Genomic DNA, 24,599 nt, shown 5'->3' with positions numbered 1-24,599 from the left:
ATCCTACCAAGAGCCAAGACCAGGGCGACGATGCTGGCGGCCGTGCTGCTGGCCACCAGCGCCTTCTGGGCGCCTGCCACCTTCGCGCAGGACAGCAAGCCGCTGGTCATCGCGCGTAACATCGACCTCAATTCGCTCGATCCGCACCGCGCCTTCTGCGACACCTGCCAGATCTACAATTCCAGCGTCTACGAATCGCTGCTGACGCTGGACAAGGACAACAAGCTGATCCCGCTGCTCGCCTCGAAGTGGGAAGGCAATGCCGACCAGAGCAGCTTCACCTTTACGCTCGACCCGGCCGCCAAATTCTCGGACGGTTCGCCTGTCGAAGCCAAGGACGTCAAATGGTCCTGGGAGCGGCTGAAGAACCTCAAGGGCAGCGCCTCGTTCCTGATGGACAATGTCGCCTCGATCGAGACTCCGGACGCGCATACGGTCGTCGTCAAGATGGTCGCGCCGAGCTCCGAATTCCTCAACATCGCGGCGGCGCCCTACGCAGCGGTCGTCAACAGCAAGGTTGCTTCCGAAGCCGGCGCCAAGGCCGATGCGGACGCCTCGACGACAGACAATGCCGAGGCCTGGTTCCTGGCCCATTCGGCCGGCAGCGCGCCGTTCGTGCTGAAATCCTATGAGCCCAATTCGGAACTGCGGCTGGCGCGCAACGACAAGTACTGGCGCACGGCGCCGGCGCTGAGCGAAGTCGTCATACGCCAGACCAAGGATGCGGTGGCGCAGGCGCAGATGCTGCAGAGCGGCACCGCCGATATCGCCATGCAGATCGACCCGGACACGGCCAAGACGATGACCGGCAGCGACGTCAAGATCGAGACCGTGCCGTCCTACAACTTCATCTATGTGGCGCTGTCGCCCGGCGCCAAGGCCAACAAGGTGCCGCTGACGCCCGAAGTGCGCGAGGCCATTTCGCTCGGTCTCGACCGTCCTGCTATCCTCGATTTCACCATCGGCTCCGAGGGTCAGCTGATCAGCGCGCCGATCCCGCTCGGCTTCCCCGGCGGTTCGGGCTTCGAGGCGCAGCCCTATGACGTTGCCAAGGCAAAGGAACTTCTGGCCAAGGCCGGACACGCCGACGGCTTCGAGATGGAGGCGGCGTTCCCCGGCATGAACGTCTACGGCGTCGATCTCTCGCTCTTGATGCAGAAGGTCCAGCAGGATCTGGCCAAGATCAACATCAAGCTCGACCTGCAGCCGATCCCCTTCGCCAATTGGCGCGAGCGCGTCAATGGCGACGGCATCCCGATGACGGCGGTGTTCTACGCGCCGGACTATTACGGCACCTCGCAATACATCGACTATTTCGCCATGACGAAGGGCAGCCCTTGGTCGCGCCGTGCCGGCGCGGAGCGCGACCCGTCGGTGCTCAACCCGAAGGAAGCGGATATCTACAAGGCAGCCCTTGCGGCAAGCGGCGACGAGGCCTCCAAGCTGTGGCACCAGGCCGGCGAGGAGATGATCAAGGACAGGATCATCCTGCCGCTGATCAGCCCGAACCTGATCCTGGCCTACAAGTCGGACGTCAAGGGCGTGCGCTACAGCGCCTGCTGCAACCTGCCGCTGGCAGAACTCAGCCACTGAGCAAAACAATACGGGGAGGCGACAGTCGCCTCCCTGTTCTCCATCCCGGAAGGCCAGCAAATCCTGTTCTTCCAACATCACATTCAATATATGATATATCAATGAGCGGAGACCTCGTCATGCCTTCCCTGATCAACTCCAAGGACCAGTTGCTGCGCGAGCGTGCGGCCTCGGTGATTCCGGGCGGCATGTGGGGACACATGGCGACGCGCTATCTCGGCTCCGCCTATCCACAATTCTTCGAACGCGCCGACGGCTGCCGGGTCTGGGACATCGACGGGCACGAATACATCGACCTGATGTGCAGTTGGGGGCCCAACATTCTCGGCCACCATCATCAAGCAGTCGAAGAGGCTGCCGCCCGGCAGCGTCGCCTCGGTGATGCAATGAACGGCCCCGGCGAGGTATTGGTCGAACTGGCCGAGCTGCTGGTCAAGACGGTCGCGCATGCCGACTGGGCAATGCTGCAGAAGAACGGCACCGACGCCACCACGGCCTGCGTGACGATCGCGCGCGCCGGCACCGGCCGACGCAAGGTGCTGGTCGCGCGCGGCTCCTATCACGGCGCCGTGCCGTGGTGCACGCCATCGCTGGCCGGCGTCACCGCCGAGGACCGCGCCCATCTGATCCATTTCGACTACAATGACGTCGCCAGCCTCGAAGCGGCCGTCGAGCAGGCCGGCAACGATCTCGCTGCTGTCGTCGTCACTGCCTTCCGGCACGACATCGCCCGCGACCAGGAACTGCCGACCGCCGCCTTCGCCAAACGGGCGCGCGAACTCACCACCGCTGCCGATGCGGCATTGATCGTCGACGATGTGCGCGCCGGCTTCCGCATCGACCTCGCCGGTAGCTGGGAGCCGCTCGGCGTACGGCCGGACCTGTCCGCCTTCTCGAAGGCGATCGCCAATGGCTATCCGCTGGCCGCCATCACAGGCACCGACCGGTTTCGCGAAGCCGCGACAAAGGTCTATGTGACGGGTTCTTTCTGGTACGGCGCCGTCGCAATGGCCGCGGCGATCGCCACCATCAGCACGCTGCGCGATACCGACGCCGTCACCCACATGACACAGGCCGGCGACAGGCTGCGCTCAGGCCTCGATGCTGCAGCGAAGAAGCATGGTCTTTCGCTGCGACAGACAGGTCCGGTGTCGATGCCGATGGTGCTGTTCGACGGCGATGCCGAATTCAAGCTGGCCAACGCCTTCTGCTCGGCCGCCTTGCGCGAAGGCGCCTATTTCCATCCCCGGCACAACATGTTCCTGAGTGCTGCGCACACCGCAAAAGATATAGATCTCGCCCTGCAGGCTGCCGATGCGGGCATGGCCGCCGCGGCGCAGGTGGCGTGACCGGCGCCAATGCGGTGGAAAGGAACAAACTGTTCAGCCGGTGGCCGACACCAGTCGGCCGTTCTGCGCAGCGCGGCGCAGTTCCTCCGGCGTGACCGCGCCGTCGTTCAGCCGTTCGAGAACCTTGACCAGCAGGCGGCCGCCTTCGATCATGTCCTGCTGAATGCCCTTGCGCACACCGTTCTCGTCGCGCGCCCGCAGCGCTTCAAGAATGTCGAGATGCCGGTGGCGGCCGTCATAGGTCGGCCGGGCGTGCGGGTACTGGTAGTTCACCAGCGGTCCGTTGCGCAGCCAGATTCCCTCGATGATGGCCAGCAGCTCCGGCATTTGCGCCGCCTGGTAGATCGAGTGATGGAATTCCCAATTGTCGCGGACGGCTTCGAACCAGCGGCCATTGTCCTCGTTGGCAATGAGTTTCTCATGCACCGCCGCCAGACGGTCGATCTCGCGCGGCTCGATGCGCGTCGTTGCCGCGGCACCCGCCATGCCTTCGAGATGCAGCCTGATGCTGCGCAGTTCCAGATACTGAGCCAGCGACAGCTGGGCGACGGTGATCGAACGGCCGGCCTCCATCTCCAGGCCTTTTTCGCGCACCAACTGCATCAGCGCCTCGCGCACCGGCGTCTCGGACACCTGAAGGCTGGCGGCAAGGTCGCGGATCTTGAAGCGATGGCCCGGCCAGAAACGGCCTTCCATCATGGCACGGCGAAGCTCCTCATAGACACGCGTCGTCAGATTGTCGCGCGCGATCGGCGCGATAGAAGCAGTCACATCCGCTCTCCGTTCTTGCAACAGCGCAGGCGTCGCCTGCGTCGCGTGGCTTGTGTATATGATACCACGAATGGCCTGACCACCGACATGAGACAAGCCGCCCCGAAACCGGCAGACATGAGACGGGCCGCATGACCGCGTCGATGCCTTCCTTGCTGTTCGGCGCCATTGCCGACGATCTGACCGGCGGCACCGAGCTGGCGTCGATGCTGGTCGCGCGCGGCATTCCGACGGGATGCACGGTCGGGCTGGACGCGCCGATCCCATCAGGCAATCTTGCCCATGTGATCCTGCTGAAGACCCGCGTCATCGCAGCCAGCGATGCGGTGCGCCAGGTGCTGGAGGCCGCGGACCGGCTGGTCGAAGCTGGCGCGCGGCAGATCTTCTTCAAATATTGCGCCACCTTCGATTCGACGCCCGCGGGCAATATCGGTCCTTGCGCCGAAGCGCTGCTCGAGCGCCTTGGCGGCGGCGTCACACTGTTCGCCCCCGCGCTGTGTGAGACTGGGCGCACTGTCTATCAGGGGCATATGTTCGGCGGCCCCCAGCTGCTTGCTGAGTCGCCCAAGCGCTTCGATCCGCTGACGCCGATGACCGATTCCAATCTGGTTCGCGTGCTGCAGGCGCAGAGCAGGGGCAAGGTCGGGCTGGTGCCCTATCTCGTCGTCGACGCCGGCGCTGGAGCCATCCGAAGCGCTATACGAGCACACAGCGCGCGTGGCGAGACGCTGCTGGTCACCGACACCATCCGCGAGCGCGATCTGGCGGCGATCGCGGAAGCCACCTTCGACCTGCCGCTGATGACCGGTAATTCCTCAGTCGCCGCGCATCTGCCACCGGCCTGGCTCACGCATGGGCTGCTGGATACAGGCGATCTCGTTGCCGCCAGCCTGCCGGCCGTCGAAGGGCCGGCAGCGGTGCTGGCCGGCAGCGTCGCCGACCGCACCATCGAACAGCTCGAGCGTTTTGCGCAAAACAATCCACTGCTGACGATCGACCTTGCCAGCGCCTTTGCCGGCGCCGATGTCATGGCCGAAGCGCGTACCTTCGCCCAACGGCATTTGCCCGGCGCGATGATCGCCATTGCTACGACAGCGCCGCAAGCGACCGTCGAAGCGCTGCAGCAGGCGCATGGCCGCGATATGGTGGCGGCAAGGGCGGAAGAGATCCTGGCCGGGATTGCCCAGATTCTGGTGCGCGAACTCGGCGTCCGCCGGCTCGTCGTCGCCGGCGGCGAGACCGCCGGTTCGGTGGTGAAGGCGCTCGGCATCGACCGGATCGCCATGGGCGCCTATGAGGGCCCCGGACTGTCGCGCGCCATCGCTCACCTCCCCGGCCGGCCCTCCGATCCGCTGGCGCTGATGCTGAAATCGGGAAAGCTCGGCGGCCCCGATATCTTCACCGACGTTCTGCAAGACATGACACGGCCGAGCACTATTGCGCCGGCGATCGACACATGGCCACCGGCAAGGAGAGCATCGTGATGGAACTCGAAATCGAACGCACAAGCCTGATCACCGCGACGCAGACGCTGGACGCCAGCGGGATGAATGTCGGCACCACCGGAAACATCAGCGTGCGCACGACAGGCGGCATGCTGATCACGCCGACGGGAATAGCCACAAGCGCCTTGCGGCCGGAGCAAATGGTGGCGATGCAGCTCGATGGATCCTGGGACGCTGCGTTCCGGCCGTCGAGCGAATGGGAGATGCACGCCGAAATCTACAAGGCGTTTCCCGAGGCCGGCGCCGTCGTGCATGCCCATCCCGACCATTGCGTGGCGCTGTCGTGCCTGCGTGAACCGCTGCCACTGTTCCACTACATGGTGGCGGGTTTCGGCGGCGATGATGTGCGCTGCTCGGACTATGCGCTTTTCGCGTCAAGCGAACTGGCCAAGGTTGCCGTCGTCGCGCTCAAGGACCGCACGGCTTGCCTGCTCGCCAATCATGGCATGATCGCCTTCGGCGGCGATCTCGACACGGCGCTCATCCGCACCATCAAGCTGGAAACCCTGGCGCGGCAGTACCTTTTGGCGCGCAGCGCCGGCACGCCGGTGCTCATCGAGGGCAGCGAGATCCCCGCCATTCGCGGGCGCTACAAGAATTACGGCCAGCAGAAGTAGCCGGCCGAGCAATTCCAGAAAAGGTGAAGCGGTTTCCCGGGAAAAGCGCATAGCGCTTTCTCCAGGGAATTGCGCCAAAACAAGGAACGGCTCTTCGCCCTCTTGAAGAACCATTCAGTCGACCTGCAAATGCGAGACGAAGGCCCGTCAGGCTCCATGAAGATCAGGCGGGGATCGGTTCGGCGGCCGGCGTATAGACGCCGATGGCGCCGGTGCCGATCAGCTGGTCGATGATCTCGGCGCTATAGCCGAGCACGTCGGCCAGCACGGCAGCTGTGTCCTGGCCCAGCATCGGCGGCGCGGTGAAGTCCGCGGTCAGCTGCGCGGCAAGTCCCTGCGCCGGGCGCACCATGGCGACGGAGCCGAGATGCGGATGCGGCAAGGTCTGGACGAGGCCACGCTCGCGCACATTGGAACTGTCGAAGACTTCCGGTATCGATTTTACCGTGCCGGCCGGCACGCTGGCGGCGGCACAGGTGGCCATCCAGTGGTCACGTGGCTTGGTCTTGAAGACGGCGGCTAGTTGCGGGATCAGCGCCTCACGGTTGGTGGCGCGCGCCCCTGCTTTGATGAAGCGCGCATCCCCAGCCAGATGTGGCAGATCAACGACCTTCTCGCACAGCGCCGCGAACTGGCGGTCATTGCCGACCGCCAGCGCAAAGCTGCCATCGGAGGCTTCGAATATCTGATAGGGAACGACCGTCGGATGGGCATTGCCGTAGCGGGCGACCTCTTGGCCGGTGTTAAGGTAACCGCTGCCGACATTGATCAGCAGGCTGAGCGCGCAGTCGATCAGCGACAGGTCGAGGAACTGGCCCTTGCCGGTCGTCGCGCGCTCGTAAAGCGCCGCCAGGATCGACTGCGTGGCGACCATGCCGCAGACGATATCGGTGATGGCGACGCCGACACGCATCGGTTCGCCATTGCTCTCGCCGGTGATGGCCATGAGGCCGCTTTCGGCCTGCATGACGAAATCATAGCCGGGCCGTCCGGCATCGGGCCCGGTCTGGCCGTAGCCGGAGATCGAACAGTAGATCAGCCGCGGATTTGACGCGCTGAGCTCCTTGAAACCGACGCCGAGGCGGTCGGCGGTGCCGGAGCGGAAATTCTCGACGACGATGTCGGCCTTGGCCGCCAGCTCGCGCACGATGGCCAGCCCCTGCGGGCTTTTCATGTCGAGCGCGATGCTCTGCTTGCCGCGATTGGCGCAGAGATAGTAGGTCGAGACACCCTTGTAGCTCGGCACCGACCACGCCCTGGTGTCGTCGCCGCCGTCGATGTTCTCGATCTTCCAGATCTCGGCGCCGAGATCGGCAAGGCTCATCGTTGCCCACGGCCCGGCCAGCACACGCGAGAGGTCGAGAACCTTGATGCCTTCGAGCGGCAAGCGCGCGGGTTCTGCCGTACCGGCATTCGCGGAATGGTCCTCAGTCACGATCAAAATTCCTTCGGGTGAATTCGGCAGGCCACTCAGACAGCCCTGAAAGTGTTGACCGGCTCCGGGAAATGGCAGGCGACGCGATGCGAACCACCGGCCGGATCGAGCGGCGGTTCGACGGCAGCGCAGATCGCCTGCGCCTTGAAGCAGCGCGTGCGGAAGCGGCAGCCGGATGGCGGGTTGAGCGGGCTCGGCACATCGCCGCTCAGCACGATGCGCTCGCGCTTGCGCTCCTTCTCGGGATTGGCGAGCGGCACCGCCGACAGCAGCGCCTGGGTGTAGGGATGCAGCGCCCTCGAATAGAGTTCGGCCGCCGGCGCGATCTCGACGATCTTGCCGAGATACATCACCGCCACCTGATGCGAGATGTGGCGCACGACGGACAGATCATGCGCGATGAACAGATAGGAGGTGCCGAAGGATTGCTGGATGTCCTTGAGCAAATTGAGCACGCCGGCCTGCACCGAAACGTCGAGGGCCGAAACCGGCTCGTCGAGGATCACCACTTGCGGATTGAGTGCCAGCGCGCGGGCGATGACGACACGCTGGCGCTGGCCGCCGGACAGTTCGTGCGGATAGCGCTTGCCATGCTCGGGATTGAGCCGCACCAGTTCGAGCAATTCGGCGACGCGCGCGCGGCGGTCGGCCGCCGACATGTCGCTCATGCGCAGCGGCTCGGCGATGTTGTCGGCAATGCGCATGCGCGGATGCAGCGACCCGTAGGGATCCTGGAAGACGAGCTGGATGTAGCGCCGCATCAGGCGCATGTCTTCGTGATTGAGCGCGAGCAGGTTCTGGCCACGGAACCAGCTTTCGCCGCTGGTCGGCTCGATCAGCCGCATCAGGCAGCGCCCGAGGGTCGACTTGCCGCAACCGGATTCACCGACCAGACCCAGCGTTTCGCCTGGTGCTACGTCGAACGAGACATCGGCGACCGCACGGACATGGGCAACGGCACGGTCGAAGACGAGGCCGCCGCGAACCGGAAAGTCCTTGACGAGATGGCGAACAGAAAGCGCAACCGCCGGTTTGGTTTCCGCCTGGAGTTGCTCCGCTGCGCTCATGGGGCCACGTCTCCACTGTCCAGGCTCGCCGCCGCCAGCACAGCACTGTGGAAGGGCGGCAAGGTCGTCGCGAAATGACAGGCCGAGAACCGGCCGCCGACATCGTGCAAAGGCGGGTCCTCGGTCCGGCAGCGTGCCGCGGCATAAATGCAGCGCGGATGGAAGGCGCAGCCGCCCGGCAAGCGCCCAAGTGCGGGCGGCGAACCGTCGATCGAGAACAGCCGCTCGCGGCTTTCCTCGAGGTTGGGGATCGAGGCGATCAGGCCACGCGTGTAAGGATGGCGCGGATCGGCGAACAGCTCGGATACGCCTGCCTGTTCGACGACACGGCCGGAATAGACGACCGCGACGCGGTCGGCATGGCCGGCGACGACGCCGAGATCATGGGTGATCAGCACCAGGCCGAGGCCGAGCCGTTCCTGCAGCGAGCGCAGCACGGCCAGGATCTGTGCCTGCACCGTGACATCGAGCGCCGTGGTCGGTTCGTCGGCAATCAACAGGTCAGGATCGTTGGCGACGGCCATGGCGATAACCGCGCGTTGGCGCATGCCGCCGGAGAATTCATGCGGATACTGGTTGACCCGGCGCTCCGGCTGCGGGATCGCCACCAGATGGAGCAATTCGACCGCGCGCGCCATCGCCTGTTTGCGTGTCACGCGCTGATGCAGCCTGACCGCCTCGGCAATCTGGGCGCCGACGGTCATCACCGGATTGAGCGAGGACAGCGGGTCCTGAAAAATCATGGCGACGCGCGCGCCCCTGATCTTGCGCATCTCGCGCGCCGGTTTGCCGACCAGTTCGTCGCCGTTGAAGCGGACCGAGCCGGTGACCACCGCGTTCTTTGACGTGAGGCCGAGCGCGGCGAGCATGCCGACGGACTTGCCCGAGCCGGACTCACCGACAATGCCGACCACTTCGCCCTTGGCGACGTCGAGGTCGATCCCGCGAACCGCTTCGAACTGACTGCCGGCCTTGCGGAACCCGACCCGCAGACCGCGTATGGACAGCAGCGGCTCGCGCTCCTCCACCTTGTCGACTGCGCCCGGTGGCGCTGAGGAAATCTGTGCGCTCATCGCCTAGTCCGACCTTGGATCGAGAATGTCGCGCAAGCCGTCGCCTATGAAGTTAAAGCCGAGCACGATGGTGAGGATGGCGACGCCGGGACCGAAGGCGATCCACCATTGATAGAAATGAACGGCGCCATCGGAGATCATCGAGCCCCATTCGGGTGTCGGCGGCGTGGCGCCGAGGCCGATGAAGCTGAGCGACGCGGCAAGCAGCACGACCTGGCCGAGATCCATGGTCGCGCTGATCAGCACCGGGGTCCAGCAAAGCGGCAATATGTGCGTGAACAGCACGCGCCGCGGCCTGGCGCCGGCGGCGATTGCCGCCTCGACATGCTCGCGCTCCTTCACCTCCAATACCTGCGCCCGCATCAGCCGGGCGTAGACGGGCCACCAGACGAGCACCATGGCTATGGCGGCATTGCCGAGGCCTGGTCCGAGCGACGCCGCGACGGCCATGGCCAGCAGCATCGGCGGAAAGGACAGAGTGACGTCGACAAGCCGCATGATCGCCGCGCCGGTCAATCCGCCGACGAAGCCGGAAATGGCGCCGAGCAGCGAGCCTATGATCACTGCAGAGACGACGACCAGAACCGCGATCGGCAGCGAATGCGCGGCCCCGTGCAGAGTGCGGGCCAGCACATCGCGGCCGAGTGCGTCGGTACCCAGCCAATGCGCCCAGCTTGGCGCCTGAAGCCGGCGTGCGACCATTTCGAGCGGATCGAACTGCACGACCAGGTTGGCGAATACGGTCATGAACAGCCAGAACAGGATGACGACCGTGCCGATGACCAATGGCGCGGTCAGCCATTCGGGAACCGTCGAGGAGCGGGACTTGGTGACGACGACTGCCATCAGCTCAACCTCACGCGCGGATTGGCCACGACATAGAGTATGTCGGTGATAAGGTTGGTGACCAGGAAGGCGAGACCACCGACGATGGTGACGCCGATGATCGCCGGGAAGTCGAGCGCACGCGCTGCCTCCACGGCATAGGATCCCATGCCCGGCCAGGAGAAGATGGTTTCGGTCAGCACCGCGCCGGTGATCAGATAGGCGAAGGAATAGCCGATGACGGTCAGGGTCGGCACCATGGTGTTGCGCAGCGCATGGACGATGACGACGCGGAATTCGCTCGCCCCCTTGGCGCGCGCGGTGAGCACGAACTCGCGGCTCATCACATCAAGCATGTTGGCGCGCACCAGCCGCGATATGGTGCCCGAAACCGTCCAGCCGAGGACGAAGGCCGGCAGAAGCAGGTGCCAGAGCGCGTCCTTGAGGACGGTCCAGTCGCCAGCCAGAAGCGAATCGATGGTCAGGAAGCCGGTGATGCCGGGCGGCAATGCCAAGCGGGCATCGACCCTGCCCGGCCCCGGCAGCCAGTTCAGCATGACGGAGAAGATGAACAACAGGCCGAGCCCCGACCAGAACACCGGCAGCGAAGAGCCGAACAAGGCGAACAGCCGCGCGCCATGGTCGATCAGGCTGTTGCGGAAATAGGCGGCCAGCACACCAAGCATGATGCCGAGCGTGGTGCCGAAGATCATCGCGGCGAAAACCAGTTCGAGCGTTGCCGGCAAGCGGTAGAGAATGTCGGTGCCGACATTGCGCTTGGTGATGAACGAGGTGCCAAGATCGCCGCTCAGCAGATTACCAAGATATATCATATAGCGTTCCGGCAAAGGACGATCGAGACCCCAACGCGTCTTGGCGGCGGCCACCACTTCGGGGTTGCTCATCTGCTGTTCGGCGACAATCGCGGTCAGCGGATCCCCCTTGGTCACCGTGGTGATCAGGAAGGCGATGGTGACGATGCCGAGCACCAGAAACGGCATTGCGATAAGCCGGCGCAAAATATAGCGAGACACGTGGCTACCTTCACAAGGAGGGGCTTCGTAAGATGGCACAAGGCGCTGGGACATGCCATCGACGGAAACATATTGACAGCCCGCGAAAGCCGCTGTCAATATAAATGGAATTTAATTTCATTTTTGATCGACAGTGCCGACGTCACCGGCCCGACAGGCGGACGACGACGCCAGAAAGACCTCAGCGTGCGCAAGCGAGCCACCAGGGACGAGACGGAGCTTGAAGGCGAAGGCGCACAGCTTTCGTCGTCGCTGGTGCGCGGGCTCGGCATCCTGCGCGCCTTCCGGCCGGGCGACGCCTCGCTCGGCAACCAGGACATCATTGCCCGCACCGGCCTGCCCAAGGCCACGGTGTCGCGCATCACCTATACGCTGAGCGCGCTCGGCTACCTCCTGTACGACAAGGATCTCGGCCGCTACAGCCTGGGGTCGGCTACCGTGGCGCTCGGCTATTCGGCGCTCAGTTCAAGCGCCGTCGTGCACGTCGCCCGGCCGCTGATGCAGCCGCTGGCCGATTTGACGGGGGCGGCGGTGGCGCTCGGCACGCGCGACAGCCTCAACATGGTGTATCTCGCCAATTGCCGGTCGGAGAGCCTTGTCACGCTGCGGCTCAACCCGGGCTCCTATCTGCCGATCTGGAAGACATCGATGGGGCTGGCCTATGCGGCGGCCCTTTCACCCGAGGAGCGCGTCAGCCTTGTACGGGCTTTGCAGGAGGCGGAGCCGGACAAGGCAGCGATGATCGCGGTGGCGATCGACGATGCGATCGCCCAATATGCACGCCAGGGCTATGTGACGTCGTTCGGCGCCTGGCACAGCTACATCCATGCAGTCGGCGTGCCGTTCCGCCCGCGTGACGGCTCGCCGCTGGTTGCCATCACCTGCGGCGGCATCGGCGAGATCATCACCGAGGACCGCGCGCATGCCGAGATCGGACCGGCGCTGGTGGCGATGGTGAAAGCACTGGGCGACCAACTCGAGGGAATTCCCGTGTAATCCCGGCACGGGATTGGCCCAGACGATCGGGCTGCATGCCGGCTTGAACTTGCCTGGTGGTGGCAGCACAGTCGCCGCCGATGGCATGGCGCTCGCGTTGTCAGTCCATCGGGTTCAGGTGACGGGGGGAGATCGGATGCCGATGAATTTTGCAGGACGGTTCAGCGATCGGGTGGCGATCATCACCGGTGGCGCATCGGGCATTGGTCTGGCGGTGGCGCAGAGGATTGTCGAAGAAGGCGGACGGGTTTCGGTCTGGGATCGCGATCCCGCCCAGATCGAACAGGCCAAGGCCGTCATCCCCAGTCTTCACGGCATCGCTATCGACGTTGCCGATGCCGCTGGCGTGGAGCGCGCTGCCCGGTCAACGCTCGAAGCGCTTGGCGGTGTCGATATCCTGGTCACCAGCGCGGCGATCACCGGGCCGAACATGACGACCTGGAACTATTCGGCGGAAGATTGGCAGAAGGTCATCGACATCAACATCAACGGCGTCTTCTACTGCAACAAGGCGCTCGTGCCGCACATGCTCGAGTGCAACTATGGCCGCATCGTCAACATCGCCTCGATCGCCGGCAAGGAAGGCAATCCCAACGCCTCCGCCTACAGCACGTCCAAGGCCGCGGTAATCGGCCTGACCAAGTCGCTCGGCAAGGAGCTGGCCAAGACCGGGGTGACGGTCAATTGCGTCACGCCGGCGGCCGTGCGCACCGCGATCTTCAAGCAGATGAGCCAGGAGCACATCGACTTCATGCTGTCCAAGATACCGATGGCGCGCTTTGGCGAGGTCGACGAGGTGGCGGCGCTGATCTGCTGGATCGCCTCGGAAGAGTGTTCGTTCACGACGGCCGCCGTGTTCGACGTTTCCGGCGGCCGCGCCACCTACTGAGGCAGAACGAATCTCAATTCCACGTGACGGTGCAACGGACGGAGCATGCGGGCGTATAGTTGGACGCCTCGAATCGACAAGTCGCGACAAGGTAGCGGGAACCATGACACGGAATGCAGCCGTCAGGCGGGAGTTTGCTACTTTTGCTTAGAGCCGAATCTGCCGCACTGTCCGACGATGAGCTTCTGGACCGCTATCAGCGCGCCGCCTTCGATTATTTCCTCGATAACGTGAACCCCGAAAACGGACTGGTCGCCGACACATCGCGGCCGAATTCGCCGGCCAGCATCGCTGTCGTCGGCTTCGCGCTGTCCAGCTATCCGATCGGCGTCGAGCGCGGCTGGATGACGCGCGATGCCGCCGCGAAGCTGACGCTGGCCGCGCTGCGTTTCTTCTCGACCAGCCGGCAAGGCAATAGCGACGACGTCACCGGCCATAAGGGTTTTTACTACCATTTCCTCGATATGCGGACCGGCCTGCGCGTCTGGCGCTGCGAACTGTCGATGGTGGATACGGCGTTGCTGATATCAGGCATGCTGGTGGCGAGCGCTTATTTCTCCAGTGACGATGACGAGGAAGCCGAAATCCGCCAACTGGCCGAGGCGCTCTACCGGCGCGTCGACTGGCGGTGGGCACAAGGTTCAAGCCCGACCCTGCGGCAAGGCTGGAAGCCAAAGAGCGGCTTTCTGCACTATGGCTGGGAGGGCTACAACGAAGCGACGATCCTCTACGTGCTGTCGATGGCCTCGCCTGACAGTCCAACCTCGGATAACAGCTACGAGGGCTGGACGGCGACCTATCAGTGGGAAAACATCTACGGCTACGACGTGCTGTATGGCGGCCCATTGTTCATGCACCAGTTCTCGCATGCCTGGATCGATTTCGCCGGCATCCGCGACGCCTTCATGCGCGAGAAGAACTCGGACTATTTCGAAAACAGCCGCCGCTCGACCTATCTGCATCGCGACTATGCGCGCCACAACCCTTACGGCTATGACGGCTATGAAGAGAACCTTTGGGGACTTTCGGCGGGCGACGGGCCGGGCGGCTTCCGCACCAGCGTGGAGCGACAGCGCCGGCGGTTTTCCGGCTATGCCGCGCGCGGCGCTCCGTTCGGGCCCGATGACGGGACGATCGCCCCTTGGTCCTATCCGGCATCACTGCCTTTCGCGCCGGAGATCTGCCTGGCGGCGCTGCGCCATCTCGGTGATCGCTACCCCGAGGTGATCGACAATTTCCGGCTGCCGAGCGGCTTCAATCCGACATTGGCGAACCGGCGTAAATTCGGGAGGCACGGCTGGGTGTCGGAAGGCCACTATGGGCTGGATCAGGGTATCGTGGTGATGATGATCGAGAACCATCGGTCAGGGCTGATCTGGAAGCTGATGCGGTCCAATCAGCATATCCGTCGCGGCCTGCACAAGGCCGGATTCAATGGCGGCTGGCTGTCTCAGCCGGCAAGCCCGGCGTCAGGTGGCGGCAATGTCGCGTGACCGGACCAGGATCACCGCCTTCCCCGTCGACAGCAACGACATCAGTCTGATCGCGAGCGCCCATCCGCCGCACTGGAAGAACCCGCAGCCGGACGGTCCCTACAACCTCGTCGTCATCGGTGCCGGGCCGGCTGGGCTGACTGCCGCCTACGAAGCGGCCGGCCTCGGCGCAAAGGTCGCGCTCATCGAGCGCAATCTGATCGGCGGAACTTGCGTCAATGTCGGTTGCATCCCGTCCAAGTCGATCATCCGCACCGCAAGGCTTTATGCCGACATGCGCGATGCCGAGAATTTCGGCGGCGACATGCCGGACCGTCTTCACGTCGACTTTCCGCGCGCCATGACGCGGATGCGGCAGATCCGGCAGCGGATCAGCCGCGCGGATGCCGCCGATAGGCTGGTTTCCGAAGGCATCGACCTTTATTTCGGCGAAGCGCTGTTTTCCGGACCGGACGCTGTCACGGTCGCCGGACAAACCTTGCGTTTCAGGAAGGCGCTGATCGCGACAGGCGCGCGCCCGAGGCTGCCGACGATTCCAGGCCTTGCCGAGGCCGGCTATCTCAGCAACGAGACCATGTTCGAGCTCACGGAGTGCCCGAAGCGGCTTCTGGTCATTGGCGGCGGACCGCTCGGCTGCGAGGCGGCGCAGGCCTTCTGCCTGCTCGGTGCCAAGGTCATCCTGGCGCAACGGGAACCGATGTTCCTGCCCGGCGAGGAACGCGACGCCGCCCAGATCCTTTCGGACGCGCTGGCGCGCGAAGGTGTCGAGGTTCGCCTCAACACCGAGGTGGTAGCGGTGCGAACGGAAGGCGGCAAGAAGCTCGCCGATCTGGTGTGCGACGACATCACGACAACGATTTCCGTCGACGAGATCATCACCGGCATCGGCCGATCGCCCAATGTCGACGGCCTCGACCTGGAAAACGCCGGGGTGGCATACGATGCCGACGGTATCAAGGTGGACGATTATCTCCGCACCACAAATCCGCATATCTATGCGGCGGGCGATGTCTGCCTCGCCTACAAATTCACCCACACCGCCGAGGCCACAGCTCGCATGGTCGTGCGCAATGCCCTGTTTCTCGGACGCAGGAAACTGAGCGAGCTGGTCATTCCGTGGTGCACCTACACCGATCCGGAGATCGCCCATGTCGGCCTCTATCCGGCGGAGGCGCGCCAGAACGGCATCCCGGTCAAGACTTATACGGTGCTGATGCACGATGTCGCCCGGGCGGTCATGGACGGCGAGGAGGAGGGTTTCGTCAAAATCCACGTCAGGGAAGGGTCCGACCGCATCCTGGGCGCCACGGTCGTCGCCAGCCATGCCGGTGAGATGATCAATGCGGTGTCGCTGGCCATCAAATCGGGCATGGGATTGCGTGCGCTGGCCGACGTCATCCATCCCTTCCCGACGCAGGCGCTAGGCATAAAGGTGGCCGGCGACGCCTATCGGCGGACAAGGCTCACCTCATCATGGAAGCATCTGGCGGGCCGCTGGTTGGCGTGGTCCAGGCGATGGTGACATTCCGGCAGCCTGCCGCAGCTGGTGCGTCGGACATTCGGCGACGATGCGGCGCTTGACGAAAGCCTCGTCGACCATCTCGGATATCCCAAACGTCGGTGCCATCCAGAGGTTAGCCGGCTCTATATTTCCGCGGATCCTGCGGGCCCTGCCGACCGCGACTCCAATTTCGTGGCTGCCCTGTCAGGGTGCGTGCAGAAGTTCTTGCCGAATGGGCTCGAGATAGGTTTGCGGATGCAAGCGTCCCCAAACATGGTCGCGCTCGGTCAGGTGCTTAACCTGCTCTATCCAGCGCCTCGGCGCATCAGGGTCCCTGACCTCATGCCAGTCGTCGACGATAATGACCGGCAGACCCTGATAGAGCGGGTCGAGCGGCGAGGTCTTGGTGACGACGATGCAGCCGAGATAAAACAGCTCCCATGTCCTATGGCAGTCCAGGCCGTTGCCTTCGGTGGACAGCACAAGCGGGTATTGCGAGTACAGTTGCCAGATCGAGCGCTGCGAGACGCGTTTCGTCAGGAAATCGACATGCGGACATCCGCGCAGGGCATCAAGCAGTTCCCGGCGCTGTCTCGAGCCATTGCTGATGCTGAAATCAGAGAACAGTCTGGGCGGGCGGCGGTCCACATGATCCTGCCGGGCGCGTATGATTTCCAGTTGCTTCACAAGCCCTTCCGGCGTGGCGAAGGACCGAGGCGTGTGAAGATCGAGCCCGATCGGGAAAGGCTTGACCCTGGGGTGAGTGCCGTCACAATTCTGGCTGTACCAGGAGACCAGGAAGGGGTTGGCGAGAAGCTGGTCGACGGTGTCCTTCGCCAGATCCGACGGCACCGAAGCATCGCCATCGGTCGTCAGCAGCGTGAACGGTGCCGTGATCGTCGGCAACACGATCCTGACGAACGTGTCGAGATCACAGGTTTGCGCATCCCTGGACAAGGTGCTCAGACGCAGCCAGACGATGCCATGTGCGCCGCTGTAATGCTGGCGGAAAAATGCCTCGCTCTGTGTCGATGCGGTTGACGCGTTGCGATACCAGCGCGGCCCGGCGAAATCGCAGAAATGTCCGATCCCCTGCGACCACAGCACGGGCGGAACGCCAAGAAATCTCAGCGCCCTGGAATAGACGGCTCTTTTGACTGCCCTTCGCAACCTGCCCATGGGCAACTCCTAGCGCGGATGCCAATACCGTTGCAACGTGCTGCCCGACATATTCGCCTTGAGCGGAACAAAGGCCAAAAGTTTCCCCGCAATACCCTTCCGGCTCCGGAGAACCCAACTTACGACAGGCGCAGCCGCCGGCGAGGCAGGCGGCGATCTACAGACTTGATTATGACAAAGGTCGAAGGGCTTGCGGTCGGCGCAGGCCGCACGTCTCAATCGTGCAATTCCCGCGATATCGGCGGCCCCACCGAAAAGCCGGAGAATGTGACCTCGAAGCCCTCGCGTTGCGGCGAACAGCACATCATGCCGACATCGACCGTCCTGGAGATCGGAAAGTAGGCAAGCCGCACAGGCTTCCAGTGGCCGTCGGAAGCATCGAGATACTGGACACGGATCGTTTCGGCGTGACGGGTCAGCCGGATCCTGACGCCGCCCGGACCGGCATGAATGGCGACCAGCGACCAGTCTGACGTGTCGTTGGTGACCACGACGGAGAAATAGGCAAGGCCGTCGGTGTACTCGATACCGGCCTTGATCCAATGGGTTTCGCTGAGCCGCACCATCAGCCCCGCCTGATCATAAAGCACCTCGTAGTCGCCTTTGACGGTGACCTCGGCGGTGAAATCGCCTTCGACGGGCCGGTGCAGGAAGTGGCCATTGTCGCGCCAGAAACCGTAGAAGGTCTCGCGCCAGAAATCGGTCTCCTTGCCGGTGTGCACACGAACGCTGTCGCCGTCGATAGAATGGTGCGGCGGCGGGTTAAGCCAGGTCAGGTCCTGCACTGTCATCCTTCGCGCCGCTCCAATCCAGATGTGCATGGCGGGGTTGCCGGCGTGGCCGGCAGTGACCGATCAGCCCGGCTGATCGGTCGACGGCTGATCAGCCCGCGAATGTATAGGCCGTCTTTACCGTGGTGTAGAACTCCGCCGCATAGTGGCCCTGCTCGCGCGGCCCATAGCTCGAACCCTTGCGGCCGCCGAAGGGAACATGGAAATCGACACCCGCCGTCGGCAGGTTGACCATCACCATGCCGGCCTCCGAATTGCGCTTGAAGTGCGTGGCATGCTTGAGGCTCGAGGTGCAGATGCCGGAGGTCAAGCCGAAGGGCGTGTCGTTGGCGACGGAAAGCGCCTCGTCATAGTCCTTGACGCGAATGACGCTGGCGACAGGCCCGAAAATCTCCTCGCGCGAACTGCGCATGGCGTTGGTCGCCTCGGTCAGCAACGCCGGCTGCAGGTAGAAGCCCGGCGTCTTGCGGTCGAGCCGCCCGCCACCGAAGGCGAGCGTGGCACCTTCCCTGACGCCGATGGCGATATAGTCCTCGTCCTGCTTCAGCTGCGTCGCGTCGACGACAGGACCGATCTGGGTCTGCGCGTCGAGCGCATCGCCGATGACCAGTTTGCTCATGCGATCCTTGAGGGCGTCGACGAAGCGGTCGTGAATGCCGTCAGCCACAATCAGCCTGGACGAGGCGGTGCAGCGCTGGCCGGTCGAGAAGAAGGCCCCGTTGAGCGCGCAATCGACGGCGATCGCGAGGTCGGCATCGTCGAGCACGACCAGCGGGTTCTTGCCGCCCATTTCAAGTTGGAACTTGCGCATGTGTTCGATGCTTGCCGCAGCGACGCGCTTGCCGGTGCCGACCGAGCCGGTGAAGCTGATGGCGTTGACATCGGGACTGTCGAGCATCGCCTGACCGACGACCGAGCCCTTGCCCATGACGAGATTGAGCACGCCCTTCGGCAGGCCGGCGCGATGCAGGATGTCGACGATGGTCCAGGCGCTCTCGGGAACCAGTTCCGCCGGCTTGAAGACGACGGTGTTGCCGTGTGTCAGCGCCGGGGCGATCTTCCAGGCCGGAATAGCGATCGGAAAATTCCACGGCGTGATGATGCCGACCACGCCGACCGCCTCGCGCGTCATCTCGACGCCGACGCCCGGCCGCACGCTCGGCACGACCTCTCCGGTCAAACGCAACGTTTCGCCGGCAAAGAAGTCGAATATCTGGGCGGCGCGAATTGTCTCGCCGATGCCTTCGGCCAGCGTCTTGCCTTCCTCTCGCGCCAGGTTGCGGCCGATCTCGTCCTTGCGCGCCAGAATCTCGTCGGAGGCCTTTTTCAACACCGCGTGACGCGCCAGCGGACCGGAGCGGGACCAAGCCGGGAACGCTGCCTTGGCCGCAGCGATCGCCTGCTGGGCCTGTTCGACACCCGCCGATGCATAGTCGCCGACGATGTCGCCGGTATCCGAGGGGTTGATGTTGCGCGAACCGGCATCGCCGACCCACTCGCCATCGATGAGGTTCTTTCGAAACAGCGTCATATCGTGTGTTCCTGCTTGTTGGCCGCGCGGGCATCTGTCTGAACTGGTATTTGCCAGACAATTGCCTCGCGGGAAAGCAAACAGTGAACCGCCAGCCGCGACAAAAATCCCCGTGCCTGCGCCGCGCGGATGGCGGGCGACGACGATTCCCCATCGAGCCTCGATGCAGCCAACCTCCATCGTGCATCAATCGGCTTGGGCCGATTCATCCTGTACACTTATGTCCATAGCCTTGATTTGCCTGAGGCAGCATGTCATGCGTCGTGTCGATGGCAGCTCTCGAAACGACGATTCAGCGCGCCGGCGCCACCGGCAACATCAAGGCCACTCGCGAAGACTGGCTGAAGCTTGCGCTTGAAACGTTGATCTCTGACGGAGTCGAACGCGTCCGCGTGCTGACGCTTGGCCAGAAGCTCGATGTGTCGCGCTCCAGCTTCTACTGGTATTTCAAGAGCCGGCAGGATCTGCTCGATCAGTTGCTGGACTACTGGCGGCAGACGAATACCAAATTCATCGTGGAACGCGCCAGGCGGCCTTCCGCCACCGTCATACGTGGGGTGATGAGCATTTTCGAATGCTGGGTGGACGAAAGGCTGTTCGACCCCCAGCTGGATTTCGCGATCAGGGCCTGGGCCCGTCGCTCGCCCGCCATCAGGCGCGCGTTAGACGAGGCCGACGAGGAGCGTGTCAACGCCATACGCGACATGTTCATGCGTCACGGCTACGACGAGGAGGATGCCTTCGTGCGGGCCCGCGTGCTGTATTTCATGCAGATCGGCTATTACTCGCTTGAGCTCAACGAGCCGATGAGCAGCCGCCTGCCTCACGTCGCCGGTTATCTGCGCAGCTTCACCGGCCAGGAGCCTCCGGCGGAGGATGTCGAGGACTTCTCGCGCTATGTCGAGAAGACGCTTTCGCGCAATCGATAGTACGGGCCGCTCGGCCGCCGCGGCCTGACGATTTCGCTTCGTGCATCGGCCCAATAGCAAGCACGGTTGCTGCCGACAGCAGCAGAGGAGCCCTCTGCCGTATCGGCGCAGAGCGGCGCACGGGCGCTCATTCCGCTGTCCGCCAAGCTCTAGACACATATGTACAATACCGATAGGGTACGCCACTGGCTGGGTGGAGTGCGACAGGATGAAATCCCAATATCGGGCGATCGTCATCGGCGGCGGCGTGGTTGGAGCCTCGGTGCTCTATCACCTAGCGAAGTTCGGCTGGAGCGACGTCGCGCTGATCGAACGCGAGGTGCTGACCGCAGGGTCGAGTTGGCATGCGGCCGGCGGGTTCCATGCGCTGAACGCCGATCCCAACATCGCCGCCCTGCAGGCCTACACGATCGACCTGCTCTCCGAGGTCGAGAAAGAAACGGGCCAGAGCATCGGCATGCACATGACCGGTGGCATCTCGGTCGCCTCCGCGCCGGAGCGCTGGGAATGGTTGAAAGCGTCATACCGCATCTTCCAGACCATGGGCATCGACGATGTCCACCTGGTCGGAGTCGATGAGATCAAGCAGCGCTGCCCGATTCTCAACACCGATGGCATGCTGGGTGGACTCTATGCCGCGCGCGAAGGCCATATCGATCCCTCGGGCGTCGTGCACGCCTATGCCAAGGCAGCCAGGCTGCGCGGCGCCGATATCATCGAGCACAACCGCGTGCTGGCACTCAACCGCCGCGCGGACGGCGGCTGGGACGTAGTCACCGAGAAGGGCACGGTCATTGCCGAACACGTCGTCAATGCCGGCGGGCTGTGGGCCAAGCAGGTCGGCCGGATGGCCGGCATCGACCTGCCGGTGTCGCCGATGGAGCACCATTATCTCGTCACCGAGGCGCTGCCCGAAATCCAGGCGCTGGACAAGGAATTGCCGCTGATCGTCGATCTCGAAGGCTTCACCTACATGCGCCAGGAACAGAAGGGCCTGCTGCTCGGCATCTACGAGATCAACCACAAGCACTGGAACATGGATGGGGCGCCGTGGGATTACGGCATTGAACTGATCCAGGAAGACACCGACCGCATCGCCGACGAGTTGGCCCTCGGCTTCAGCCGATACCCCTGCCTGGAGAATGCCGGCATCAAGCGCTGGGTGAACGGCGCCTTCACCTTCTCGCCGGACGGCAATCCGCTGGTCGGCCCGGTGCGCGGGGTTCCCAACTACTGGGTGGCGTGCGGCGTCATGGCCGGTTTCCTGCAAGGCGGCGGGGTCGGCAAGTCGCTTGCCGAATGGATGATCCATGGCGAGCCGGAAGCCGATGTCTACGGCATGGACATCGCCCGCTATGGCGATTTCGCCTCCAACCGCGAATACATCAGGCAGACCACCGGGCAGTTCTATTCGCGCCGCTTTGTCATGAGCTATCCCAACGAGCAGTTGCCGGCGGGGCGGCCCTTGAAGACAGCCGGCGCGCATGACGCGATGGATGCCGCCGGCGCGCGCTGGGGCAACTCATGGGGCATGGAAGTGCCGCTCTATTTCGCGCCGCATGGCTTCGTCGAGACACCGACGCTGAAGCGCTCCAACGCCTTCGACATCGCCGCACAGGAATGCCGCAAGGTGCGCGAGGGCGTCGGTCTGCTCGATATCACTGCCTTCTCGCGCTACGAAATCGCCGGGCCGCAGGCGGAAACTTGGCTCGACCGGCTGCTTGCCTGTGCGCTGCCCAAGCCGGGTCGCGCCAAGCTCGCGCCTATGCTCGGCGAAAACGGCAAGCTCAAGGGCGACCTCACCGTCTTCAACTGGGGCGATGGCTCCTGGTGGATCATGGGATCCTACTATCTGCGCCAGTGGCATATGCGCTGGTTCGAGCAGCATATGAGCGACGGCGTCACCGTCCGCGACATTTCAGACGCGGTCGTCGGTTTCTCGCTGGCTGGTCCCAATGCGCGAATGTTGCTTGAGCGCCTGACGCATCACGACGTTTCGCACGAGGCCTTTGGCTTTCTAGCCTGCAGGACATTGGATGTCGGGCTGGTGCGGGCCAAGGTCGGGCGGCTCTCGGTCATCGGCGAACTCGGCTACGAGATCCATTGCCAGGCCAATGAGCACGCGGGCCTGCGCCGCGCTCTGCTGACGGCAGGCAAGTATCTGGGCGTGAGCGAATACGGCTTCAGCGCGGTCAATTCGCTGCGGCTCGAAAAGAGCTTTGGTATCTGGTCGCGCGAGTTCACGCAGGACTATACGCCCGATGAGACCGGGATGGACCGCTGGATCGCTTTCGACAAGGGCGATTTCATCGGCCGCGAGGCGGCCCGGAAGGAGCTGAAGGCTTCATCGAGGCGCACGCTGGTGACGCTCGAAATCGACGCGGTGGACGCCGATGCCAGCGGTTACGAGCCGGTCTGGTATAGAGGCAAGCTTGCCGGCTTCGTCACCTCGGGCGGCTACGGCCATACGGTCGGCAAGAGCCTCGCCATGGCGCTGGTCGAGCGCGAGGTGGCTGATATCGATACGCAGTTGACAACCCACATCGTCGGCGTCGAAAGAGGTGCGCGCGTCATCGCCTCGTCGCCATACGATCCACTGGGCAAGGCGATGCGGGCATGACCGATCGAACCGGTGACGTCGGTGCGGAAGACCATGCGATGATCCACGTTTCTTTCCGAACATCAGGCCTGTCCGGCACGTCATGACCACACGCTATTCCGCCCTGTCGCTGTTCAAGGAGGGCCTGGCCGGCCAAACCGGCTGGCAACCGGCGTGGCGCTCGCCCGAGCCGAAACTGTCCTATGATGTGATCGTCATCGGTGGCGGCGGCCATGGGCTGGCAACGGCCTATTACCTGGCCAAGAACCACAACATCACCAGGGTAGCGGTGCTGGAAAAAGGCTGGATCGGCGGCGGCAACACCGGCCGCAACACCACCGTGGTGCGCTCCAACTACTATTATCCGGAGAGCGTCGAGCTCTACGGGCTGGCGCACCGGCTCTATGAGGGATTGTCGAAAGAGCTCAACTACAACGTCATGCTGTCGCAACGCGGCATGGTCAATCTCTGCCACTCGACCGGCGAGATGGAGATCGGCGCCCGCACCGTCAACGCCATGCAGATCAACGGCATCGATGCGGAGCTGTTTTCGCCTGACGATGTGCGCCGGGTGGCGCCGATCTACAATTTTTCACCGGACGCACGCTTCCCGGTGTTCGGCGGTATCTGGCAAGGCAGGGCCGGAACGGCACGCCATGATGCGGTCGCCTGGGGCTATGCGCGGGCCGCAAGCCGACTCGGCGTCGACATCATCCAGAACTGCGAGATCACCGATTTCATCATCGAGGGCGGCCGCTGCCGTGGCGTCCAGACCTCGCGTGGCGCGATCCGTGCCGAGCGTATCGGCATGGCGGTGGCCGGGCATTCTTCGGTGCTGGCGGCCAGGGCCGGCTTCCGCCTGCCGATCAATTCCTATGCGCTGCAGGCCTGCGTGTCCGAACCGGTCAAGCCGATCCTCGACACGGTGGTGCTGTCGCCCGGCTGCGGCGTCTATGTCAGCCAGTCGGACAAGGGCGAGATCGTCATCGGCGGCGGGCTCGACCGCATTCCTTCCTATGCGCAACGCGGCAATCTGCCGACGCTGGAGGGGGTGATCGCCGGCCTGCTGGAGATGTTCCCGATCTTCGGCCAGCTCAAGCTGATGCGGCAATGGGCTGGGATCGTCGATGTCGTGCCGGACTCCTCGCCGATCATCGGCCCCTCGCCGCTGCCCGGCCTGTTCCTCAATTGCGGCTGGGGCACGGGCGGCTTCAAGGCCATTCCCGCAGGCGGCACGCTGCTGGCGAACCTGCTGGCGACTGGCGAACACAACCACATCAGCCGTCCATTCGACCTTGATCGCTTCGCCAGCGGGCGGCTGATCGACGAAGCGGCCGGCTCCGGCATCGCGCACTGATGCATGTCGCCCAAAAGTGCGCAGCGGTTTTGGGAGAACGACATGCATAAAGACGAAGATTGAGG

20 protein-coding genes are annotated in these 24,599 nt (G+C 63.9%); 11 read left to right on the top strand and 9 right to left on the bottom strand.

Features of this window, described 5'->3' with window-relative positions; genetic code table 11:
• Window positions 1-30: 30 nt before the first annotated feature.
• Together A4R29_RS02200 and A4R29_RS02195 are read left to right on the top strand one after the other, a co-directional pair.
• On the top strand, window positions 31-1,593 hold the full coding sequence (locus A4R29_RS02200) for an ABC transporter substrate-binding protein (RefSeq protein WP_167355196.1): 1,563 nt from the start codon (window positions 31-33) through the stop codon (window positions 1,591-1,593).
• A gap of 119 nt (window positions 1,594-1,712) precedes the next feature.
• Entirely contained in the window at window positions 1,713-2,942 is a 1,230-nt protein-coding gene (locus A4R29_RS02195) for an aminotransferase class III-fold pyridoxal phosphate-dependent enzyme (protein ID WP_082827525.1), read from the top strand.
• Between the two features lie 33 nt (window positions 2,943-2,975).
• Here the strand turns inward: A4R29_RS02195 and A4R29_RS02190 are convergent, their stop codons facing one another.
• On the bottom strand, window positions 2,976-3,713 hold the full coding sequence (locus tag A4R29_RS02190) for a GntR family transcriptional regulator (RefSeq protein ID WP_013528131.1): 738 nt from the start codon (window positions 3,711-3,713) through the stop codon (window positions 2,976-2,978).
• A gap of 131 nt (window positions 3,714-3,844) precedes the next feature.
• Here A4R29_RS02190 and otnK point away from each other — a divergent pair, with 131 nt between their 5' ends.
• Both otnK and A4R29_RS02180 read left to right on the top strand, forming a co-directional pair.
• Window positions 3,845-5,197 (top strand): 3-oxo-tetronate kinase, encoded by a 1,353-nt coding sequence (otnK, locus tag A4R29_RS02185; RefSeq protein WP_063171082.1) that lies wholly within the window; start codon window positions 3,845-3,847, stop codon window positions 5,195-5,197.
• Window positions 5,197-5,835, top strand: coding sequence for a class II aldolase/adducin family protein (locus A4R29_RS02180; RefSeq protein WP_063173528.1), 639 nt, complete (start codon window positions 5,197-5,199; stop codon window positions 5,833-5,835). The genes otnK and A4R29_RS02180 overlap by 1 nt, the downstream gene beginning before the upstream one ends.
• Window positions 5,836-5,998: 163 nt before the next feature.
• Here A4R29_RS02180 and A4R29_RS02175 read toward each other — a convergent pair whose 3' ends face one another.
• Genes A4R29_RS02175 through A4R29_RS02155 form a run of 5 tightly spaced genes read right to left on the bottom strand, consistent with a single transcriptional unit; the run spans window position 5,999 to window position 11,269 of the window.
• Complete coding sequence (locus A4R29_RS02175) at window positions 5,999-7,270, bottom strand: CaiB/BaiF CoA transferase family protein (RefSeq protein ID WP_013528134.1); 1,272 nt, start codon at window positions 7,268-7,270, stop codon at window positions 5,999-6,001.
• 35 nt (window positions 7,271-7,305) lie between these two features.
• Window positions 7,306-8,337, bottom strand: a complete 1,032-nt coding sequence (locus tag A4R29_RS02170; protein ID WP_024501857.1) for an ABC transporter ATP-binding protein — start codon at window positions 8,335-8,337, stop codon at window positions 7,306-7,308.
• Entirely contained in the window at window positions 8,334-9,410 is a 1,077-nt protein-coding gene (locus A4R29_RS02165; RefSeq protein ID WP_081714204.1) for an ABC transporter ATP-binding protein, read from the bottom strand. Before A4R29_RS02165 ends, A4R29_RS02170 begins: the two co-directional genes overlap by 4 nt.
• A gap of 3 nt (window positions 9,411-9,413) precedes the next feature.
• Window positions 9,414-10,256, bottom strand: coding sequence for an ABC transporter permease (locus A4R29_RS02160; protein WP_013528137.1), 843 nt, complete (start codon window positions 10,254-10,256; stop codon window positions 9,414-9,416).
• Complete coding sequence (locus tag A4R29_RS02155; protein WP_063171081.1) at window positions 10,256-11,269, bottom strand: ABC transporter permease; 1,014 nt, start codon at window positions 11,267-11,269, stop codon at window positions 10,256-10,258. Before A4R29_RS02155 ends, A4R29_RS02160 begins: the two co-directional genes overlap by 1 nt.
• Before the next feature lie 123 nt (window positions 11,270-11,392).
• Here A4R29_RS02155 and A4R29_RS02150 point away from each other — a divergent pair, with 123 nt between their 5' ends.
• The 4 genes from A4R29_RS02150 to A4R29_RS02135 all read left to right on the top strand — a co-directional run bounded on the left by A4R29_RS02150 (window position 11,393) and on the right by A4R29_RS02135 (window position 16,169).
• The gene (locus tag A4R29_RS02150; protein WP_224618408.1) at window positions 11,393-12,265 is read left to right on the top strand and encodes an IclR family transcriptional regulator; all 873 of its coding nucleotides are present in this window, start codon (window positions 11,393-11,395) and stop codon (window positions 12,263-12,265) included.
• A gap of 136 nt (window positions 12,266-12,401) precedes the next feature.
• A complete protein-coding gene (locus tag A4R29_RS02145) occupies window positions 12,402-13,154 on the top strand; it encodes an SDR family NAD(P)-dependent oxidoreductase (RefSeq protein ID WP_063173526.1) in 753 nt (250 codons plus the stop codon).
• A 143-nt stretch (window positions 13,155-13,297) separates the two neighbouring features.
• Window positions 13,298-14,647, top strand: a complete 1,350-nt coding sequence (locus A4R29_RS02140) for a glucoamylase family protein (RefSeq protein ID WP_082827276.1) — start codon at window positions 13,298-13,300, stop codon at window positions 14,645-14,647.
• A complete protein-coding gene (locus tag A4R29_RS02135) occupies window positions 14,637-16,169 on the top strand; it encodes a mercuric reductase (RefSeq protein ID WP_063171079.1) in 1,533 nt (510 codons plus the stop codon). Before A4R29_RS02140 ends, A4R29_RS02135 begins: the two co-directional genes overlap by 11 nt.
• A 183-nt stretch (window positions 16,170-16,352) precedes the next feature.
• Here A4R29_RS02135 and A4R29_RS02130 read toward each other — a convergent pair whose 3' ends face one another.
• The 3 genes from A4R29_RS02130 to A4R29_RS02120 all read right to left on the bottom strand — a co-directional run bounded on the left by A4R29_RS02130 (window position 16,353) and on the right by A4R29_RS02120 (window position 19,649).
• A complete protein-coding gene (locus tag A4R29_RS02130) occupies window positions 16,353-17,327 on the bottom strand; it encodes a hypothetical protein (protein ID WP_013528143.1) in 975 nt (324 codons plus the stop codon).
• 215 nt (window positions 17,328-17,542) lie between these two features.
• The gene (locus A4R29_RS02125) at window positions 17,543-18,118 is read right to left on the bottom strand and encodes a DUF1349 domain-containing protein (RefSeq protein ID WP_063171078.1); all 576 of its coding nucleotides are present in this window, start codon (window positions 18,116-18,118) and stop codon (window positions 17,543-17,545) included.
• A 91-nt stretch (window positions 18,119-18,209) separates the two neighbouring features.
• Window positions 18,210-19,649 (bottom strand): aldehyde dehydrogenase family protein, encoded by a 1,440-nt coding sequence (locus tag A4R29_RS02120; RefSeq protein ID WP_063171077.1) that lies wholly within the window; start codon window positions 19,647-19,649, stop codon window positions 18,210-18,212.
• 269 nt (window positions 19,650-19,918) lie between these two features.
• Between A4R29_RS02120 and A4R29_RS02115 the strand changes: the two genes are divergently transcribed.
• From A4R29_RS02115 to A4R29_RS02105, 3 genes are all read left to right on the top strand, one after another.
• Window positions 19,919-20,578 carry a TetR/AcrR family transcriptional regulator gene (locus A4R29_RS02115; RefSeq protein WP_024501867.1) on the top strand — a complete coding sequence of 220 codons (660 nt, stop codon included), beginning with the start codon at window positions 19,919-19,921 and terminating at the stop codon, window positions 20,576-20,578.
• Window positions 20,579-20,786: 208 nt separating this feature from the next.
• On the top strand, window positions 20,787-23,198 hold the full coding sequence (locus A4R29_RS02110; protein ID WP_063171076.1) for a GcvT family protein: 2,412 nt from the start codon (window positions 20,787-20,789) through the stop codon (window positions 23,196-23,198).
• A gap of 82 nt (window positions 23,199-23,280) precedes the next feature.
• Window positions 23,281-24,534: a sarcosine oxidase subunit beta family protein gene (locus A4R29_RS02105; protein WP_063171075.1), complete on the top strand. Its 1,254-nt coding sequence runs from the start codon at window positions 23,281-23,283 to the stop codon at window positions 24,532-24,534.
• The last annotated feature ends 65 nt before the right edge of the window (window positions 24,535-24,599 follow it).

It is taken from the genome of Mesorhizobium ciceri biovar biserrulae (assembly GCF_001618845.1).
GTDB lineage: Bacteria > Pseudomonadota > Alphaproteobacteria > Rhizobiales > Rhizobiaceae > Mesorhizobium > Mesorhizobium ciceri.
The sequence above is the reverse complement of the archived record's forward strand: the minus strand, read 5'-3'. Positions and strand labels throughout refer to the sequence as shown.